Source organism: Pseudomonas quebecensis (assembly GCF_026410085.1).
Lineage (GTDB): Bacteria > Pseudomonadota > Gammaproteobacteria > Pseudomonadales > Pseudomonadaceae > Aquipseudomonas > Aquipseudomonas quebecensis.
In genome coordinates, this window is the sequence record NZ_CP112866.1 from 5,005,269 (window position 1) to 5,024,306 (window position 19,038).

General features: G+C 54.1%; 18 protein-coding genes and 1 tRNA gene. 17 read left to right on the forward strand and 2 right to left on the reverse strand.

Features of this window, described 5'->3' with window-relative positions; genetic code table 11:
• Positions 1-225: 225 nt before the first annotated feature.
• The 7 genes from OSC50_RS23195 (at position 226) to OSC50_RS23225 (ending at position 6,970) form a co-directional block, all read left to right on the forward strand.
• Positions 226-1,578, forward strand: a complete 1,353-nt coding sequence (locus OSC50_RS23195; protein WP_181080986.1) for a TolC family outer membrane protein — start codon at positions 226-228, stop codon at positions 1,576-1,578.
• Positions 1,579-1,624: 46 nt separating this feature from the next.
• A complete protein-coding gene (locus tag OSC50_RS23200; RefSeq protein ID WP_181080987.1) occupies positions 1,625-3,778 on the forward strand; it encodes a type I secretion system permease/ATPase in 2,154 nt (717 codons plus the stop codon).
• Complete coding sequence (locus OSC50_RS23205) at positions 3,768-5,144, forward strand: HlyD family type I secretion periplasmic adaptor subunit (RefSeq protein ID WP_253509984.1); 1,377 nt, start codon at positions 3,768-3,770, stop codon at positions 5,142-5,144. The genes OSC50_RS23200 and OSC50_RS23205 overlap by 11 nt, the downstream gene beginning before the upstream one ends.
• Positions 5,145-5,266: 122 nt before the next feature.
• A tRNA-Thr gene (locus OSC50_RS23210) sits at positions 5,267-5,342 on the forward strand.
• A 22-nt stretch (positions 5,343-5,364) separates the two neighbouring features.
• The gene (locus OSC50_RS23215) at positions 5,365-5,853 is read left to right on the forward strand and encodes a hypothetical protein (RefSeq protein WP_266245452.1); all 489 of its coding nucleotides are present in this window, start codon (positions 5,365-5,367) and stop codon (positions 5,851-5,853) included.
• Between the two features lie 332 nt (positions 5,854-6,185).
• On the forward strand, positions 6,186-6,494 hold the full coding sequence (locus OSC50_RS23220) for a type II toxin-antitoxin system TacA family antitoxin (protein WP_181080989.1): 309 nt from the start codon (positions 6,186-6,188) through the stop codon (positions 6,492-6,494).
• Positions 6,452-6,970, forward strand: coding sequence for an N-acetyltransferase (locus OSC50_RS23225; RefSeq protein ID WP_181080990.1), 519 nt, complete (start codon positions 6,452-6,454; stop codon positions 6,968-6,970). The genes OSC50_RS23220 and OSC50_RS23225 overlap by 43 nt, the downstream gene beginning before the upstream one ends.
• Positions 6,971-7,042: 72 nt before the next feature.
• Here OSC50_RS23225 and OSC50_RS23230 read toward each other — a convergent pair whose 3' ends face one another.
• Positions 7,043-7,810, reverse strand: a complete 768-nt coding sequence (locus tag OSC50_RS23230) for a DNA adenine methylase (protein ID WP_253509983.1) — start codon at positions 7,808-7,810, stop codon at positions 7,043-7,045.
• A 321-nt stretch (positions 7,811-8,131) separates the two neighbouring features.
• Between OSC50_RS23230 and OSC50_RS23235 the strand changes: the two genes are divergently transcribed.
• The 3 genes from OSC50_RS23235 to OSC50_RS26325 all read left to right on the forward strand — a co-directional run bounded on the left by OSC50_RS23235 (position 8,132) and on the right by OSC50_RS26325 (position 11,015).
• The gene (locus OSC50_RS23235; protein WP_181080992.1) at positions 8,132-10,249 is read left to right on the forward strand and encodes a pyocin-S2/colicin E7-DNase domain-containing protein; all 2,118 of its coding nucleotides are present in this window, start codon (positions 8,132-8,134) and stop codon (positions 10,247-10,249) included.
• Positions 10,249-10,512: a bacteriocin immunity protein gene (locus OSC50_RS23240; protein WP_181080993.1), complete on the forward strand. Its 264-nt coding sequence runs from the start codon at positions 10,249-10,251 to the stop codon at positions 10,510-10,512. The genes OSC50_RS23235 and OSC50_RS23240 overlap by 1 nt, the downstream gene beginning before the upstream one ends.
• 158 nt (positions 10,513-10,670) lie before the next feature.
• Positions 10,671-11,015 (forward strand): DUF4158 domain-containing protein, encoded by a 345-nt coding sequence (locus OSC50_RS26325; RefSeq protein WP_258197718.1) that lies wholly within the window; start codon positions 10,671-10,673, stop codon positions 11,013-11,015.
• A 639-nt stretch (positions 11,016-11,654) separates the two neighbouring features.
• Here the strand turns inward: OSC50_RS26325 and OSC50_RS23250 are convergent.
• A complete protein-coding gene (locus OSC50_RS23250; protein ID WP_253509981.1) occupies positions 11,655-11,939 on the reverse strand; it encodes a hypothetical protein in 285 nt (94 codons plus the stop codon).
• On the opposite strand from OSC50_RS23250, the gene OSC50_RS26090 reads away from it, so the two are divergent.
• From OSC50_RS26090 to OSC50_RS23280, 7 genes are all read left to right on the forward strand, one after another.
• Complete coding sequence (locus tag OSC50_RS26090; protein WP_350355786.1) at positions 11,940-12,164, forward strand: thiamine pyrophosphate-dependent enzyme; 225 nt, start codon at positions 11,940-11,942, stop codon at positions 12,162-12,164.
• Positions 12,165-12,245: 81 nt separating this feature from the next.
• The gene (locus OSC50_RS23255; protein WP_181080995.1) at positions 12,246-13,172 is read left to right on the forward strand and encodes a transketolase family protein; all 927 of its coding nucleotides are present in this window, start codon (positions 12,246-12,248) and stop codon (positions 13,170-13,172) included.
• 3 nt (positions 13,173-13,175) lie between these two features.
• Positions 13,176-13,997: a sugar phosphate isomerase/epimerase family protein gene (locus OSC50_RS23260; protein ID WP_253509980.1), complete on the forward strand. Its 822-nt coding sequence runs from the start codon at positions 13,176-13,178 to the stop codon at positions 13,995-13,997.
• 3 nt (positions 13,998-14,000) lie between these two features.
• On the forward strand, positions 14,001-14,795 hold the full coding sequence (locus tag OSC50_RS23265) for an SDR family NAD(P)-dependent oxidoreductase (RefSeq protein WP_266245447.1): 795 nt from the start codon (positions 14,001-14,003) through the stop codon (positions 14,793-14,795).
• Between the two features lie 2 nt (positions 14,796-14,797).
• Positions 14,798-15,241 (forward strand): HIT family protein, encoded by a 444-nt coding sequence (locus tag OSC50_RS23270; protein WP_181080998.1) that lies wholly within the window; start codon positions 14,798-14,800, stop codon positions 15,239-15,241.
• A 362-nt stretch (positions 15,242-15,603) separates the two neighbouring features.
• A complete protein-coding gene (locus OSC50_RS23275; protein ID WP_266245445.1) occupies positions 15,604-16,761 on the forward strand; it encodes an AAA family ATPase in 1,158 nt (385 codons plus the stop codon).
• An 81-nt stretch (positions 16,762-16,842) separates the two neighbouring features.
• The gene (locus tag OSC50_RS23280; protein WP_266245444.1) at positions 16,843-18,972 is read left to right on the forward strand and encodes a M48 family metallopeptidase; all 2,130 of its coding nucleotides are present in this window, start codon (positions 16,843-16,845) and stop codon (positions 18,970-18,972) included.
• The last annotated feature ends 66 nt before the right edge of the window (positions 18,973-19,038 follow it).

Here is a 19,038-nt window from a genome sequence, read left to right on the forward strand (position 1 = left end):
TGATGGCGCGCCAGAAAAATTACTTTTCCGTCAAGGTATTGACCTATTGGGCGTCATCCTAAACAATCCGCCCGGTAATGTCACATTGATATTTAAGCGGCTTCGCGACTTTCTGTTTGCGCCCTCCGGCGCCCAATAAAAACGGGCATTTCGAGTTGCCACTCCCATGCAATATTTCAAGTTTGTTGCGGCTTTCAGGCAACCAATCCCCGGGGAAAAATCAGAATGCGTTTGCACTTATTCACAGCTGTGCCGTTTGTTCTCGCGGCAAGTTTCGTACAGGCTCAAACACTGCAAGAAGCCATGCAGAAGGCTGTGGATGTTCACCCGGAGATTCAGGCCGCCGTCAACGCACGTATCGCTGCCGACTATCAGGTCCGGGCAGCCCAGGGCGGTTACCTGCCTAAAATCGATTTGCTGGGCGGTTATGGCCGTGAAAGCTCCGACAACACGTCGACCCGCGCCGCCAGCAACAGCCATGACTGGAAAACCCTGAATCGCGGCGAGTCGAGCATTCGCCTCCAGCAAAACCTGTTCCAGGGTTTCGGGACGCAGAATGAAGTCGGGCGCCAGCAGGCCACCGCCAACTCTCGCGGTTATGCCCTGCTCAATACCACCGAGCGCACCGCGCTGACCGTTGCCCAGGTTTATCTGGATGTCCTGACTCGTCGCGAGATGGTGCAGTTGGCAGAAGACAACCTGAAGAGCCACGAGCGCATCTTCGACCAGATCAAATTGCGCACCAGCCGCGGGGTCGGCCGGATGGCCGATATGGACCAGGCCGAAGCCCGTCTGGCCCAGGCGCGCAATAACCTGCTGACCGAGCAGACCAACCTTGAAGACGCCAAAGCCAACTATGTAAGCGCCGTGGGCCAAGAGCCCGATGAACTGGAACGGCCGCAGGGCTTCGTCGCCCTGATGCCTGCCAGCCTTGATGAGGCACGCCGGCAGATGGTGGAAAGCAGCCCGGTGCTGCGCTCGGCCGAATCGGACATCGCTGCCGCTGAAAAGCAGTACGAATCCGCCAAGTCGACGTTCTATCCACGCTTCGACGCAGAGCTGCAGCGTTCGGCCAACAACAATGTCGGCGGCGAAGAAGGCCACGACAACGGTTACTCCGCGATGCTGCGCATGCAGTTCAACCTGTACTCGGGCGGCAGCAACAAGGCCGACCTGCAGTCCAAGGCCTCCCAGGCGTCCCAGGCGCTGGATATCCGCAACAATGCCTTGCGTGAGTTGAACCAGGAATTGAGCCTGGCGTGGAACGCCTACAACAACGCCACCTCGCAATTGCCGATCGCCCAGGAATACGTGGACCGCAGCACCCGCGTGCGCACGTCATACCAGCAGCAGTTCAGCCTGGGTGAGCGTACACTGCTCGACTTGCTCGACAGCGAGAACGAACTGTTCACCGCATCGCAGCGCCTGGCGCAGATCAAAAACCTGCAGTTGTACACGCAATACCGCATCAAAGCGGATATGGGCCAACTGCTGCGAAGCCAGGGCGTCGTTGCGCCGCTGGCATCGGTTGTGCAAAACGAAGTCAAAACGAAGGTGAACCTGCCAGGGATGAACTGATTCTTGACGGAGTTGAACCGTTCAACTGCATTAAGAGAGAGTCAGCTTGGATTCTGAAATAGGTGTGGCGCAACTCAACCATGACCCGCGCAGTCAGCATGACGACCCCTTGCTGGACGGGTTGCTGACGCTCTGTTCCCTGCATTACAAGCCCGCCAGCCGGGCGATGCTGACCACCGGCCTGCCACTGGCCGGACAGCGCCTGGGCCCGGATCTGCTGCCTCGCGCAGCGGCACGGGCGGGTTTGCAGGGGCGTTTGCTGCAGCGCAAGCTTGAGCAGATCCCAACCATTGCACTGCCGGCGTTGCTGTTGTTGAAGGAAGGCCGCAGTGCAGTGCTGTTGGGCTGGGAAGGTGACACCGCGCGCTTGTTGCTCAGCGAAAGCGAAGGCGGCGAAGTCCAGGTCAGCCGTGAGGCACTGAGTCAAGATTACAGCGGTCGGGTTTTCTTCGCCCAGCCGCAACATAAATTTGACGTTACCAGCGGCACGCTGATCCCCCGCGCGCGCTCCTGGTTCAAAGACACGCTCAAACGCTCGCGTTGGTTATATGCCGACGCTATCGCCGCCAGCCTGGTGATCAACCTGATCGCCCTTGCCGCGCCATTATTCGTGATGAACGTGTACGACCGCGTGGTGCCGAACCAGGCCACCGCCACCCTATGGGTGCTGGCCATCGGTATCTGTGGCGCTTACCTGTTCGACCTGCTGCTTAAAAGCATGCGCAGCCTGTGCCTGGACCTTGCGGGCAAGAAAACCGACCTGATCATTTCTGCGACGCTGTTCGAGCGCATCGTGGGCATGGCGATGAAAATGCGCCCGGCGCGGGTCGGCAGCTATGCGCAGAACATCCATGAATTCCAGGGAATGCGCGATTTCCTGACTTCGTTGACCCTCACCAGCCTCATTGACCTGCCCTTCACGCTGATCATTCTTGGCGTGATCGCGCTGCTGGGCGGCCATCTGGTGTGGATCCCCATTGTCGCTTTCCCGCTGGCGCTGGGTATCGGCCACTTTCTGCAAAAACCACTCACCGCGACCCTGGAACGCACCATGGCGCTGAGTGCAGAACGCCAGTCGAGCCTGATCGAAACCCTCGCCGGGCTGGATGCGGTGAAGGTCAACAACGCTGAAAGCGAACGCCAATACCAGTGGGAACAGACCATCGGCACCCTCAGCCGCCTGGAGCTGCGGGTCAAAGTGCTGTCCGGCCTGGCGATGAATATCACACTGCTGATCCAGCAAGTGGCCGGCGTGGCGATGATCATTTTCGGCGTGTATCAGATCATCGATGGCACCCTCAGCATGGGCGGCCTGGTGGCGTGCTACATGCTCAGCGGCCGTGCCCTCGGCCCGTTGGCGCAGCTCTCGGGCCTGCTGACGCGCTACCAGCAAGCCAAGGTGACGATGGTGTCGGTGGACCAGATGATGGAGCTGCCGCAGGAACGCAACTTCGAAGAGCGCCCCCTCAGCCGTAAAACGCTGCAAGGCGCGATGACGTTCCGTGAGGTCGACTTCACTTACCCGAACCAGCAGACGCTGGCGCTGCGCGGTATCAACCTGAGCGTAAAACCCGGTGAAAAAATCGGCATCATCGGCCGCAGCGGCTCGGGCAAAAGCTCCCTGGCCAAACTGCTGGTGGGTTTGTATCAACCTGACTCCGGCTCGCTGCTGGTGGATGGCGTGGATATTCGCCAGATCGATGTCAGCGAGTTGCGCCACAACATCGGCTACGTGGCCCAGGACATCCAATTGCTGGCCGGCACCTTGCGCGACAACCTGGTCTGCGGTGCACGCTATGTGGATGACGAGATGGTGCTGCAAGCGGCAGAGTTGGCCGGCGTGCATGAATTCGCCAGGCTTCACCCGCAAGGCTACGAGCTGCAGGTGGGCGAGCGCGGGCAAAACCTTTCAGGCGGTCAGCGCCAGAACGTCGCCCTGGCCCGTGCGTTGCTGTTGAACCCACCGATCCTGTTGCTGGACGAACCGACCAGCGCCATGGACAACACCGGTGAAGAGCGCCTGAAACAGCGCCTGCAGTCGGTGATCGAAAACAAGACGGTGATTCTGGTGACCCACCGTGCTTCGCTGCTGAGCCTGGTCGACCGCCTGCTGGTGATCGACCGTGGCCAGATACTCGCAGACGGCCCGAAAGCGGCCGTGATGGAAGCACTGAAGAAGGGGCAGATCAGTGTCGCTTAACTCCGGTTCGGGCCGCTTTAAACGCGGCATCTTCAATTACTTCAAAGGCACCGACTCCCTCGACGACCAGCCATTGCCCGAAGTGGAAAAGGCGCTGGTGGACGATGCACCGCGAATCGTACGCCTGACCATCTGGGGCGTGATCGGCTTCTTCGTGTTCCTGGTGTTGTGGGCGCACTTCGCGATTATCGACGAGGTAACCAAGGGCGAAGGCAAAGCGATCCCTTCCTCGCGCATTCAGAAAATTCAGAACCTGGAAGGCGGCATCGTCGCGCAGATCTATGTGCACGAGGGCCAGATTGTCGAAGCCGGCGCGCCGCTGGTGCGCCTGGACGACACGCGATTTGCCTCCAACGTCGGCGAAACCGAAGCCGACCGCGTGGCCATGGAACTGCGCGTCGAACGCCTGAGCGCGGAAGTCGACAACCGCCCGCTGAATATCTCCGATAACGCGCGCAAGACCGCGCCGAACCAGGCCTCGAACGAAGAGTCGCTGTACCTGAGCCGACGCCAGCAACTGGCGGACGAGATTGGCGGGTTGCAACAACAGTTGCTGCAACGTCAGCAGGAGTTGCGTGAATTCAGCTCCAAGCAGGAGCAGTACCGTAACAGCCTGGGCCTGCTGCGCCAGGAGATCGGCATGTCCGAACCGCTGGTGCAGCAAGGCGCGATATCGCCGGTAGAAGTACTGCGCCTCAAGCGCTCCGAGGTGGAAACCCGAGGCATGCTCGACGGCACAACCCTGGCGATCCCGCGCGCCCAGGCGGCGATCAACGAAGTGCAGCGCAAAATCGACGAAACCCGCGGCAAATTCCGCAGCGAAGCCCTGGCCCAATTGAACGAAGCCCGCACCAACCTGAGCAAGGCCCAGGCCACCTCAAAGGGCCTGGAAGACCGCGTCAGCCGCACCATGGTCACCTCCCCGGTGCGCGGTATCGTCAAGCAGATGCTGGTCAACACCGTCGGCGGCGTGATCCAGCCCGGCAGCGACATCGCCGAAGTGGTGCCGCTGGACGACACGCTGCTGGTGGAAGCGCGAATCCGTCCGCAAGACATCGCCTTCCTGCATCCTGGCCAGGAAGCCGTGATCAAATTCACCGCCTATGACTACACCATCTACGGCGGACTCAAAGGCAAACTCGAAACCATCGGCGCCGACACCGTGATGGACGAAGAAAAGAAGAACACCTTCTACGTCATCAAACTGCGCACCGACCGCAGCCACCTGGGCACCGATGAGAAGCCGCTGCTGATCATCCCGGGCATGGTGGCGTCGGTAGACATCATCACCGGCAAGAAAAGCATCCTGAGCTACCTGCTCAAGCCGATCATCAAATCGCGGGCAGAGGCATTGCACGAGCGCTGATATTTTCACGAGCAGTGAAGGGAAATGCAGGGAGATGTGCGAAAACTTGGGTTTTCGCAAAAATAGTCAGATTTCAGGGGTTTACAGAACCTCGGCAGTCGCTATAATCGTCGCCCTAACACGCCGGTATAGCTCAGTTGGTAGAGCAACTGACTTGTAATCAGTAGGTCCCGGGTTCGACTCCTGGTGCCGGCACCATACAAAACAAGGGCTTGCAGCGATGCAGGCCCTTGTTGTTTCTGCAATACTTACAATCACACGTACATTAGGCAACGGGCCGCATTCAACCCGCTATGCTTTCGACCATTTATCCACAGCCATTTCCCGACATGCGGTCAGGGACAGGAAAGTGACGACGATGCTCTCCGGAAAGATCAAAGTGACGTTTGAAGTTCCTGACGAGAGTGAAGCAGAAGACGGCGTTCGTCCTTTCATTTCGCTTGATACAATGGACCTTGTGGACGCGGCCATCGAGTCGGGTCTTCCAGACCACTCCCCTCTGGTCGGCCTCATACATGAAGCAGTGGAAGACCTGGACTTTCAGGAGTTGCTAGAAGCACACCTGTTGTCATGGGTGCCAGAGGACCGCCCAGCTGCGGCAGATGCCATCGCGGATTGGTTGGAATATCTGGCCAGGTTGATCCGTAAACAGAATGATCATTTGTCGCTGGACTTGAAGCCAAGACCGTCTCAGGGCCCTCGCTACTGAGCGACCACTGTCGCTCCTTCTCCTCCCACCTCACCCCGCCTTCCACACCGAACTAGCGTTCGGTGATCCCTCGTGCCTGTTCGTCAGCGCAACTCAAGGTTTACCGCACCCTCCATCTTTGTATAGCTAACTGCTTCACATGTAGACAATTGCTATACAAGCGGCTATTATCCGCTTCACGGGTCGGACACACGCCCGTGCGCTGCGCTTAACACCCGCGGCACCACTATCCCATTAGAGGAATGCACCATGAATCTTCAGACCAGCCGATTCACCACTCAATAAACGCGGGAGGTACACCCACGACTTCACAGGTTAAACAGGACTAAATCATGACTACACATAGCATGCCGTCTCTATCAGCTACCCCAGATAAAACCAAACCCGTCCCTATCAACATGAGGGTCGATTTTAAAAAACGAGACTTGATCGATGTGGCCGCAGCCATGTCGGGAAGCGATCGGACCAGCTTTATCCTGGACGCTGCTTGTAAAAAAGCAGAGGAAGTAATCCTGGATCAACGTCTGTTCATCCTTGCCGACAATGATTTCGACGCCTTTGAGCAAGCCTTACAGAACAATCCCGTAAGGAGTAACACATGGCTACAGAAATTGTTGAACAGGCCGACCCGCTGGAGCTAAGCCAGCCGGAGAAGCTTAATGAGCACCACAATGTCGACCAGTTCGACTGTGGCGAAGACTCGATAAATGAGTTTTTGAAGAAAAAGGCAATCAAGGCCCAGCTGGCCAAGACCGCTACCGTTCTTGTCACCTGCCTGAAAGGCTCCAACGTGGTCGTGGGTTATTACACGCTCTCGAACGGGACCATAATGCGGGCAGACGTTGTTCCCAGGAAGGCACAGCGCAACTCCCCAGACCAGCACCCCATTACCATTCTGGGCCGCATGGGAGTTTGTAAGACGCTCCAAGGCCAAGGCTTGTCGCTGGATCTCATTCAAGATGCCGTGTTGCGATCTCTCGCCGCATCTGAAGCGGTCGCGTCAACCGCACTCGTTGTGCACCCGCTGAATGAGCAGCTCGTGGGGCTCTACGAAAAGGCTGGGTTCCTTCGTAGTCCCCAGCTATCACCGATAGCGATGATGCTCCCTCTCGTCTGACTCTTCATTTTCAGACAGCACCCTGGCCGCAGGCATCTGCGGCCAGATACGCCACTGCGTTGATAGCGACCGCTACCAGTTCATGATCGCCAGCTCGCCTGTTTTTTCGGACACACCCTTCCGTGGGTTGGCCGTGCTATATCGGATATCCATCGCCTCCATGCGGAACCCTTCAAAAACCAGGCGGATATCCGGGTGATCATTGATGCTTACCATCACCTTGCCTTCGCAGGCGCGCATGAACTCCGCCATAAGTTCGTACTGATCAAAGCCAAACTCGACGCCGTAACCCTCTGTTTTCCAGTAGGGAGGGTCCATATAGTGAAAGGTGTGGGGCCGATCGTACTTTTGGGCGCACTTCAGCCACGGAAGGTTCTCGACGTACGTGCCTGACAGGCGCTGCCAGGCTTGCGACAGGTTTTCCTCGATCCGCAACAGATTGATAGGCCGGCCGGTGGTGGCAGTGCCGAATGTCTGCCCCGTGGCCTTGGCCCCAAACGCGTGGTGCTGGAGATAGAAGAACCTGGCTGCCTTCTGGATGTCCGTGAGTGTTTCCGGTACTGCCAATTTCTGCCACTCGAATATCTGCCGCGAGCTGAGCGCCCACTTGAACTGGCGCACGAACTCTTCCAGGTGGTGCTGCACGACTCGATAGAGATTCACCAAGTCGCCATTGAGGTCGTTAAGAACCTCAACTTTTGCCGGCTCCTCCCGCTTGAAATACTGCGCCGCTCCGCCGGCGAACACTTCGACGTAGCACTCGTGATCAGGGAACAGCGCCAACAGGCGTTTTGATAGCCGGCGCTTGCCGCCCATCCATGGAACGATTGGGTTTGTCATTTGCAATCCTTTGCAATGGGTTTTCGTGGTGGGTATTTATTTGCAGCTGATCGTCCATAGCTGATCAAGCCGCGTTGTATAGCATAACTTCAGTAAAAGCTTGATCGTGGGGCTCGTTTGGTTTCGAGTGATGGCCAATCGAAATCAATACCGTCCGTCCAATACTTATGCATTTGTGCATATTTTGGCTTGGTGCGATAGCTGTGTTTATGTACAGTGGTTTCGCGAACATTCTGTTTGCACATCAAGTGTTTGCTTGCCCACGCTATCGATAGCCACTGGAAGGCATTCTTAAGGGAACTAAACATCAAGGAGAAACACATGTCACCACCAGATATTACTCTGCCTCCCATTATCGTGACCCCTGATCCACCATTGCCCAATCCACCAGGGCCTCTGCCAGGGGGTGGGGTCATTGCTAAACCACTGCCATGGGACGGCAAGTTCGCTTCTGGCCCTGAAGTTTATGCATTTTTCAATCAGGAACGAATTACGAGCGATCGGTACACAATGTCTGTGATTGTAACCGTCGCTAGCGCTCAACGAAGTATGGAGCAATCCTATACGGCCTACTTGCCCCAATTGCCGGCTGATGTTGAAGCAGAGATCGCGGCAGGTGTAGGACCTAACCCTCTCTCCGAACTTGAGAAGGCCAACAAGGAGAAATCCGTTGTAGACGGCCTGATTGCGCAGAACACCGCAGAATTGGCTACCGCTAACGCAGCTGCTACCGCTTTTTTTGGTAGAAATGTGCTCGCGGTTGAGATGAAAAAAAGTGCGGTTTATTTTGCAAATATCTTTCAATCACCTAAAAACCCAAACAGGCCCCTTGATACTTATAAAAACTGGGAGGCGTCAGCTACGGCGGCGTATTCAGCAAAAATACTTGAGGAAAAAATACGAATTCTTACAGAAAAGTCCGCATTACTGACCCAGAATGTTGCTACGGCCCAGGCAGCAGAAGACGTACGTCTCGCGGCGGAGGCCGAAGCCAAGCGCATTGCCGATGAAGCGGCAGCCGCTGAAGCCGCCAGAATCGCCGCTGAGGTCGAAGCCAAGCGTGTTGCCGATGAAGCGGCTGCAGTTGAGGCAGCCAGGGTCGCTGCTGAGGCCGAGGCCAAGCGCATTGCCGATGAAGCGGCAGCCGCTGAAGCCGCCAGAATCGCCGCTGAGATTGAAGCAAAACGCGTGGCTGATGAGGCTGCCGCTGCTGAAGCGGCGAGAGTCGCGGCAGAGGCTGAAGCTAAGCGGATCGCGGATGAAGCGGCAGCAGCGGAGGCAGCCAGGATCGCCGCCGAAGCAGCTGAGCAAGCCCGCTTAGCTGCAGAGGCTATTCGCGTTGCCAATACGTTTCGTGCTCCAGGCCCAGCGTCAGCGGCTGCACCGTTTGTTATAACCTCGGCGGGAACCATAGCTGTCATTGAAGCGGCGGCAGTGACCTTGCAAACAGCTATCCGCTCTGCAATTGCCGCCTTGACCAGTTTGGCAGCTGGCACCGCCTCAGGTCTTCTGGTTGGGGTTTCTGCTTTAATCTATTCGCCCAAACTGGCTAATGGGGAGTTGCCTGAACGTTATACGTTTAGTACCCCTGTGTCGGATCTTACCCCTGAGCTAAGCCAAGATTTGCCAGCCATTGCCGCCGCCGGCGGTACCGTTGATTTGCCTGTTCGGCTTAGCTCGAAAACAGCTGCAGATGGGCAGTCAGAAGTCATTGTGGTAAAGACTGATGGTGTGACGATTCCTTCGAAAGTCAGGGTGGTGGCTGCTACTTATAACGCCGAACAGAACCTGTACAGTGTGACGACAGGAGACGCCCCACCAAGGACTTTGACTTGGACACCGATTGTCGACCCTGGTAACAGCTCGACCACCCTACCTGCCGAACAACCTGCTCCACCGGTCTACACTGGAGCTAGTGTAACGCCGGTTGAAGGAAGGATTGACACTTTCCCAGGGGTTGCAGACGCTGGTTTTGATGACTTCGTCACCGTGTTCCCGGCAGACTCGGGTCTGCCTCCAATCTATGTGATGTTCAGGGACCGGCGAGAGGATCCAGGCGTGGCGACAGGTGTTGGCCAACCTGTGTCGGGGACTTGGTTAGGCGCTGCATCACAAGGTGAGGGTGCACCCATCCCGTCGCAGATTGCCGATCAACTTAGAGGGAAGGAATTTAAGAACTTCAGAGAGTTTCGAGAAACCTTCTGGAAAGCCGTAGCTAGTGACCCAGAACTTGCGAAACAATTTATTTTGACAAACAGAGACCGCATGATCACTGGTAAAGCTGCAAAGTCCAGAAAAGCTGATGCTGTGGGTAAACGATCATCTTTTGAACTTCATCATATTGACGAAGTTGCGAAAGGCGGAGATATTTACAATATCGAAAACATTCGTGTTTTGACACCTAAGCGTCACATAGATATCCATAAGGAAGTAAAATAATGGAACTTAAAAGCAGTATTTCAGAATATACAGAAGCTGAGTTTTTGGAGTTCATGAAGGAGATATTTAAAGAAAATACCGCCAAGACCGATGATCAGCTAGATATACTTTTGGAGCATTTCGAAAGAATCACCGAACATCCTGAAAGCACAGACCTTATTTATTATGCAGCGACGGACGCAGAAAGCACGCCCGAGGCAATAACTAATAAGGTTAAAGAATGGCGGGCCGCCAATGGCAAGCCAGGCTTCAAAACAGCTTAATCAAAGCTAACCAAGCCTAGTCGCCAAAAAAAGGCGACTGGGCTTTTCGCTATTTGCAAACCTTTGACATTTTATTTGCCGCACCGTCAGCCACGAGTGTATAAGCGCAAAACCGTTACTTTACGTCGAGGCGCTGTGATCGATACCAGTCGTTTTTTTTGACTCAAGAGCAACGCGATGGTTTTGGGCGTTACGTCGAGTCCCCCAGAAGGGATGAGCTAGAGCGCTATTTTCACCTGAGCGATGACGACTACAAAGTCCTCGTGCCACTGCGTGGCGAATACAACCGTCTCGGTTACGCCGTACAACTGACCAGCCTTCGTTATCTCGGGGCCTTCCCCGATGACTTTTCAGCCATTCCACAGGAGGTACTGCAAATACTCAGTAAACAGTTGGGTGTTAATGATTTGACTTGCGTCCTGCTCTACGCCGAAACACCTCAACGTCCCGCCATGCCGTCGAGATTCAGGACCGCTACGGTCATCGAGTACTTTCTGACGTAAGTGTCGGCTTTCGGTTAACCCGCTGGCTATATGCACTCTGCTAAACAGGGACGGTTCGTCCGGGCGAGTTGTTTAACCGAGCAACAAACTGTTTGCTGACACATAAAGTCCTGTTGCCAGGTGTCACCGTTGGAACGATTTATTACCCAACTGCGCAACCGGGTGGAAGAGCGTCTCTGGCTTACCTTGGGACGTAGCATAACCTCTGACAGATGCAGCAACTTCAAGCGTTGTTGGTCGTGGCTGAAGACACTCGCGCCTCGCGCCTAGATGAATTACGCTCCGGCCCCGTGATGGTCAGCGGCCCCTCTCTAGTCAGAGCGCTGCGGCGGCTGGATGATGTGCGCGGGCTGGGTATCACCTTACCGCCTGCTGCAGATCCGGCAGCATTTCCTTGCAAGTGTTTTTTGTGATGGGTGCGCATTTCAGTCAACTATACGATGTAGTCTTCAGAAGCATTTGACATGTAACTCTCCTTGGCAAAGCGCAGCACAGGTGTACTGCTGGATGATCCGTCAGTCCGCCGCCCTTCTGCGGTACAGCTAAATGTAATCCAAATACTAGATTTCACCAGCAGCGCGATTTTTTCGGTGGCTGGATCTACCCCGCGCTCTTTCTCAATCTCGAGCTCTTTTAGGTTCAGCTTTGCCCAGTATTGGGCAGTTGCTGATACGCACCCTCTGTGGGCTCGTCTGGCTGATGGCTGTCACCATCAGTGGGCATGGCATGGGCTTTTTCCTTGGCCTGGCGTTGCATTTCTGCCTGATGCTGAATCTGACGCCAGCGCGAGATCTGCCGGTCGACTGCCTGGTCATAGTCCAGGGCTGACATTTTGTTTTGCGGGAAGTCTTGAACGGCATCCCACGCAGCCTGATCTAACCGCAGGACAATCTCATCATCATTATTAACTACAATAAAGTACAAATTGACGGTACTACAGCCTCGGTAATGAATATCGAGCCTTTGATTGACAAGCTAACTTCATTTGGATGCAACGTATTCAGTGTGGATGGACATAATACAAAAGAGATCATTGACACTATAACTTCCATCAAGCAAAAAAATACTGAAGGTCCTTCTGTGCTGATCGCTCATACGATTAAAGGGCAGCATCAGCTTTTGCGCAAAAGATCTCAGCTGGCACTATAGAGTTCCGACCAAATTGGAATTGGATTTTGTAAAACAAGAATTGGATTTTCACTGAACATTATAAATTTAGGAGACGCACAGATGAGGGATTTGAGAGATATCATCAATAACTATATTATTTTAAACGCCGAAATCGCGGATATTTACGTTGTGGCCGTAGACTCGGCTATCTCTTCAAATCTTCACGTGTTCAAGAGCCGACTGGGGCATCGTTTTATCGACGTAGGAGTGGCTGAACAAAACGCCTTCGATGTCGCTTCTGGACTTGCCCGAGAAGGGGCAACGGTATTTGTGTTTGGAATTTCTACCTTTTTATTGTACCGAGCGTATGAACAGTTTCGCTCAATAATTTGCGAAAACAAGCTCAAGGTTATATTTGTTGGCCTTTGGTGTGGCCTCTATTACTCCGACCAAGGATATACACACTTACAAATAGACGACATTAACGTCACCCGATCACTACCGAACCTAAACATATATTCGCCTTACAGCGCTCCCAGTGCGGAGTGCTGCCTTGAAGATGCGCTTGAGTATATGGGCCCGTCATATTTAAGAATTGAGAATCCGCTCCCCGATGGCGATTATCTCGACGACTATATGGCCTTTGACCATTCCACACTCAACGGCTCCAAGGCGCTAGCGATACTCGCGACAGGCCAGTCGGTGAAACGAAGTTTATTAGCCTCAAAAAATATTAATTCGACTCTAAAACTTGATATCCCAGTATATCCATTGAGCAACTTGGACGTTAAGCGCTTGCAGTCACAAACTCAAGCGTATTTGGGCAGTTACCAACACCTGCTGATCGTAGAAGAGCACTTGGCTTTCTGCGGAGTAGGGGCCTATATAGGTTTTCTGTCAGCCGCGAGACAGTCCGGCAGCCGAATACATTGCTTGGGGGTTGGTGATCCGATTGTCCGAAACCAAACCTATGACCGGGCTTTAGAATTTCACACACTTAATACACCTGGCATTATAAAAAAATGTTTTGAGATATTGGAGGTTTAACCGATGAAAATTTATATTAACGAAGGTAGTTTCGGATTTGATATGTCGCCGTTGGAAAAAATAGACCTGATCTCCAATTCGGAATTTTCTGGAATTGGTTTTTGGTTCGAAAAGCTTGATCTTTGGTTTCATCAGGCAAATGCAGACCCTCAGGAGTTCAAATCTCTATTGCAGACAAAAAATGTCGACGTAATTGAGATTAACTTCTTAAGATGTCTTTTTACTCATGACTATGAGAATCCTAAATTGCAACATGAAATTTCGAGAGGTATTTATTATGCGAAGCTATTCGGGGCGCCCTTTCTCACAGCTGCGACATTTGGAGAAGATCTTCAACCGTCTCTTTACCGAGAGAACATCAGTAAGTTAGCAGAAAAGCTAGAGCAAGAGGGGCTTTCCCTAGCAATCGAATTCCTACCTTGGACGGAGATCCCCTCAATCACAAAGTTACAGGAGTTAATTGCCGTTGTTGACAGAGATAATGTAGGCATCCTTTTAGATACCTATCATTTCTTTATGGGGGACCCGGACTTGGACGCGCTTAAGAGGATACCACCGGAAAAAATCTTTCTAATCCATGGCAATGACCTACTTAGAGATACCGATCTTTTTTCGAAGCTATCATTGATCGAAATAACCCGCGGCTATCGAGTAGCACCTGGACTGGGCGACTTTCCTCTTAATCAGTTTTTTAAAACTCTTCGGGAAATGGGTGTAAACGCTCCAGTCAGTCTGGAGGTATTGAACAAGGACTCAACATCACAGTACCACATTGAATCCGTGCTTAATTCTTATACTTCAACATTGCACCAGATAGGAGCGTAAGTCATGCATTCAGAACACTTTACCGCAGTGGTAACGGGTGCGGGAGGTACAATTGGCACATGCATATCCTCTCATTTGGCAGGTCTGGGTTATAATTTAGTAATCATTGATACTCACAAAAACAATCTGGATGCTCTTCAATCGAAGATTCAAAGAGAATACCCTGAAAGACAAGTCCTTGCACTAACCGTTAACATCACTTCACCCCAAGAAGTGATACAAGCGTCACGGGTGGTCCAAAATAGATTTTATGGTATTGACGTACTGATCAATAACGCGGGTATTTCTCCAAAGCTATCCAATGGCATGCGAATACCGGCCCTGAGTATCGATGATGACGAGTGGGACCTCGTAATGGAAACCAATTTAAAAAGTGTTTTTTTGATGTGTAAATATTTCTTCGATGTGCTCAAACGCGATAAAGGGAAAATTGTAAATATTGCCTCCATGATGGGGGTCACTGGCTCTGGCGTTGACACTAACCAAATATTTCCCTATAGCGTATCAGCAGCACACTACAGTGCATCAAAAGCTGGCGTGATAAATTTGACAAAATCATTGGCGCGAGAATTCAGCGAATCGAATGTCCCGGTCTACGCTATTGCTCCCGGTGCGGTTTCTGGTGGGATGGGCAAATTCGACGAAAGCTTCATCAAAAACCTGAAGGAGCAAATACCCAGTCATCAGCTTGGCACCCCTGAAGAAATTGTGAACACTCTCAATTTTTTGCTTACCTCCGGCATGAGCTTGACCGGGCAGACCTTGCACGTTAATCATGGATGGTTCATGGGAGGGTAGTCATGTCAGCGCAAAAAATTTACTCGGGAAAATACATCGAAATCTCTCACTGTCGAGACTGTGAAATTCTTGGCTATATGATAATTTCGTTTAAACGGACCGTATCTAAACTCGGGGAGCTCAGCTCGGCTGAAGGTACAGAATTGATGAATGGTTTAGCGTTTGCGGAACGGGCCTTACAAAGTGCTTTCTCTCCTGAAAAGATATATATAATGCGTATTTCTGAGCTAAATCCTGAACTGCATTTTCATGTTTTTCCAAGATACGCGTCTGTGACCAAATTATATTTGGTGGAACACAATGAACCTACTATTGATGGTCCTTCTTTTTTCAGCTGGGCTCGGAAGCGGTTTAGCCGTTCAGTGAACGAGCCTAGCCAAGAGATGTTGGATGCTCAGTCAATACTCACGGAAACCCTTGGCGCTTACTTTTCACGGCCTTTGTAATCATATGCAATCACCCTAAAGCGGGGAATTATTGGAGCGATATGAGCCTTGCTACCTCATAAAATACGGGCTGTATTAGGATAATCGTAGAGGTATATTTTTTTTGAAAAAGCCATAATTTTTTGCAAAACAGACAGTTATTTTTCTATTCGACTCCTGGTGCCGCACCATACAAAACGAAGCCTCTGCAGAAATGCAGGGGCTTTGTTGTTTTAGGGATATTCATTCTCAATCGCCCCTTCTCCCTTTACCTTCCTGCCTGTTGACCCACCTCTTTTCGCGCCAAAACTCCAGATTTCATCCTTTATGCTAAATTATGTACTGGCAATAATTATGGCGTATTCATAAAAAGGGATAATTGCATGAGCAGCATTTTTCAGCGCCCTGAATTGGCTGAATCAATGGCAAACCAGCTTCTCAATCCTGGCGTATTAGATGAAGGTCTGCGCTCGGGTCTTTTTCTGTCTGGCCTGCGCCGTACGGGTAAAACGACCTTCCTGCGTAATGACCTCATCCCAGCCCTGGAGGCAGCAGGCGCATTGGTGATTTATGTCGACCTCTGGAGCGACACGCTGGCCAACCCGGCAACGCTGGTGCACAACGCCATCCACAAGACCCTGAAAGAACTGCAAACTCCGGGCTCATCAATCCTGCAGACGCTCAAGCGAGTCAGCAATGTCGATCTGGGCGCAGCAGGATTCAAGTTCGGTTTCAAACTCGACAGCATCGGCGACGCCGACGGCCCTACATTGGCGCAAGCACTCACAGAGGTCGTCGACCAGGCAAAGGCCGATCTCGTGCTCATCATCGACGAGGTGCAACATGCCATTTCCTCCGACGATGGCAACCGACTGCTACTGGCCCTCAAGGCTGTTCGTGATGCAATCAACCCACGCCCGAATACGCCGGGCTACTTCCTCTTTATCGGCACAGGCTCCCACAGGGCTCAGGTAAGCGAGCTGACCGCCAAACGCAACCAAGCGTTCTCCGGCGCGACATCGGCCGCGTATCCGCTGCTAAAGGGTGATTACGTTGAATTCCTGCTCAACCGACTGGCAATGACGGTGAAAAAGGAAAAGCTCCCCTCCCTTGAAGCCGCCGTCGAAGCCTTCAATACCCTGGGCAATCGACCTGAGGAAATGCTCAAGGCATTGCGTCAACTACTCCAGCAGGACGGTGACCCTGATCTTTTCCTCCCCGTGATTGCCAGTACCTTACGCTCGGCAGCGGCAAGCATTGAGCTTGAAAAAGTCGAACAGCTGGGCAGCCTGGCTCAGGCGATTTTCAACAAAATCGCAGCTGCCGAAGGCGATGCTCGAGGGATTTTCTCTACCGATGCAGCTGCAGAATACTCAAAGACGGTAGATCGCGAAGTGCGGGTTGAAGAGATTCAACCGATGGTGATTGCACTCGTGGCGGAGAACATCATCATGCGGCGAGGGCATGGAATTTATGCGATTACGGATCAGTTTGTTCAGGAGATTTGGCTGGAGGAGCGGGCGTTGATTGAGGGGAGTTAGCAGCGACTGGACAAAGCGCTTTGCCCGCTCCCAGCAGTTTTCGGTATAACCAACATCCCCCCGCGTTGCGAACGGACTCCCATGAATGCTCTAAAACTCATCGCTCTCCTGGTGATTTTCCCGCTGCTGTTGACTGCCCTGGGTAACTGGGAGCGTCAACGCGCTGAGGAAACGACCAAGGCAATGGCCGATTACCGCAGCAATGTGAGCATCGCCAGGCAGCAGCTGCGAACGCTCGCGGCCAAAAACCCTACGGCGAGTATCGACCTGGCCACTGGCAAGATCAGCGTGGAGTTGGCTCTCTCGCGGCTGGACAAGGTCGAAGCCGAGTTGCCCACTGCAGAGCATGTGAACCGTGCCATGCGCATGTTGGCGCCTTGGGTGATGGGCTTCGGTTTGCTCGCGGCGGCGATCGGCCTGGCGGCGTTGGCCGGGACGCACTGGGCGGGGCGGCGGGCGTTGCAGTCGCGAGAAACGTTATTACGCGTGTTCTCCCAAGGCAGTCGGTTGTTGCCCTATGGGCTGGTGAGCCATGCGGTAGCGATGGCGGCGGCGGTCGCGCTGGCCTTGTGTTACGAGGGCCTGGGGATGTGGCATGTCGGCCGGCTGGGCAGTGGCGAAGTGAAGCTGATGGCGGTGCTGGGGGTGATTGCGGCGTTCTGCCTGTATTCGATCTGGTTGTTGCTCAAGCAACTGCGCCACATGCTGGGCATGTTCACGCCCGCGCCCATGGAGATATTCGCGCGCGAGGTGATGCCTGAGCAGGCTCCGGGCTTGTGGCTCCAGGTGAATGAATTGGCCGTCAAACTCGGTGCATTGCCGCCGGATCACATTGTGGCGAGCCTGGCCCAGGGCTTTTACGTGACGTCCAGTGACGCCACGTTGCTGCCGACGCACACCTCGGTGCGCGGGCGTACGCTGCATGTGCCGTTGCCGTATCTGGGGCTGTTGAATCCGGCGGAAATCAGTGCGGTGATCGGCCATGAACTGGCGCACTTCGCGGGGCAGGATACGGAATACAGCCTGCGCTTTCTGCCGATCTACGATGGGGTCAATCGCAGCCTGGAGGCACTGCACGACACCCTGCTGGCCAGCGATCTGATCCAGGGCTGGCTGATGCGTCCGTCGTTCCTGTTCGGGGTATTTTTCATACAGCGCTTCGACCACGCGGTAAACCACTGGAGCCGCGAACGCGAGTTGCTGGCCGATGCGGCCGGCGCCCGGCTGGCAGGCAATGCGGCGGCGGCCTCGGCGCTGTTGCGGGTGTCGGTGTTGCAACCGCACATTGAAGACGCGTTGATCAGCCAATGCGAGACGGCCTCGACAATGGACCTGACCGACGCTGTGCTGGTCGCGTTGCGCGCGCAAGGGTTGCAACTGCCACCCGAGGCGCTGGACATTCAACAGCCGCACCCGACCGATTCCCACCCCTGCAACGGCGAACGCCTGCAGGCTCTGAACGTTTCGCTGGAAGAGGCCAAACGCAACGCCACCCGCGCGGTGGATGTCGAAGCGGCGAAGGCGCAGCTCGAGGCTTTCTTCAACTCGGCAGCGGCCCTCAGCGAACAGCTGTCCGAGGACTTGATCAAGGCAGTGACCGCCGAAGACGAGGCACAAACTGAACTGCTGAAAACATTGGCCGCTTCCGCTCAAGGTGAGCACGCCCTGCATGAGGGCGGCCAGCGGCGCGCGCTGGTCACAGCGGTATTGGCGGTGCCGTTTGCGGTGCTTGGGCTGGTGATCATGAGCCTGCCATGGCTCGCCCCGGCGCGCGTGAAAGGCACGCCGCTGTCGACCTTCGGTGCCGGCGCGGCCATCGCCAGCATCGCGTTGATGTTTGTGTGGCTGGGCGTGCGTCGTTACAAGCGTGCTCCGCAGATCGCGCTGCGCCTCACGCCGGAGCATTTTGTATTTGCCAACCTGGCGCAGCCGCTGCCGATCGAGCATATCGCTAATGTCTCGCTGCAACCGATCCAGGGCATCTGGCTAACGCTTGAACTCACGGACGAAGCACCGCTGCCCGAGCTGCGCAAAACGGCGTTTGGCGTGCCGGGTGTGCGGCTCAACAAGAAGAAGCGCCTGGTGGTGCTGCAGATGGCGCAGTTGTGCATCGATAACCGAAAGATCGAGCCTTACGAAGGGCTGACGCTGATCACCGACTACGTGAACGCGTCGCTGGCGCGCAGTATTTTGCAAAGCCGTCAGGACTGATCGGCACGCATAAAAAAACCCCGAACCAGTCGGGGTTTTTTATGGCCTGAAGTCAGGCGCAACGCG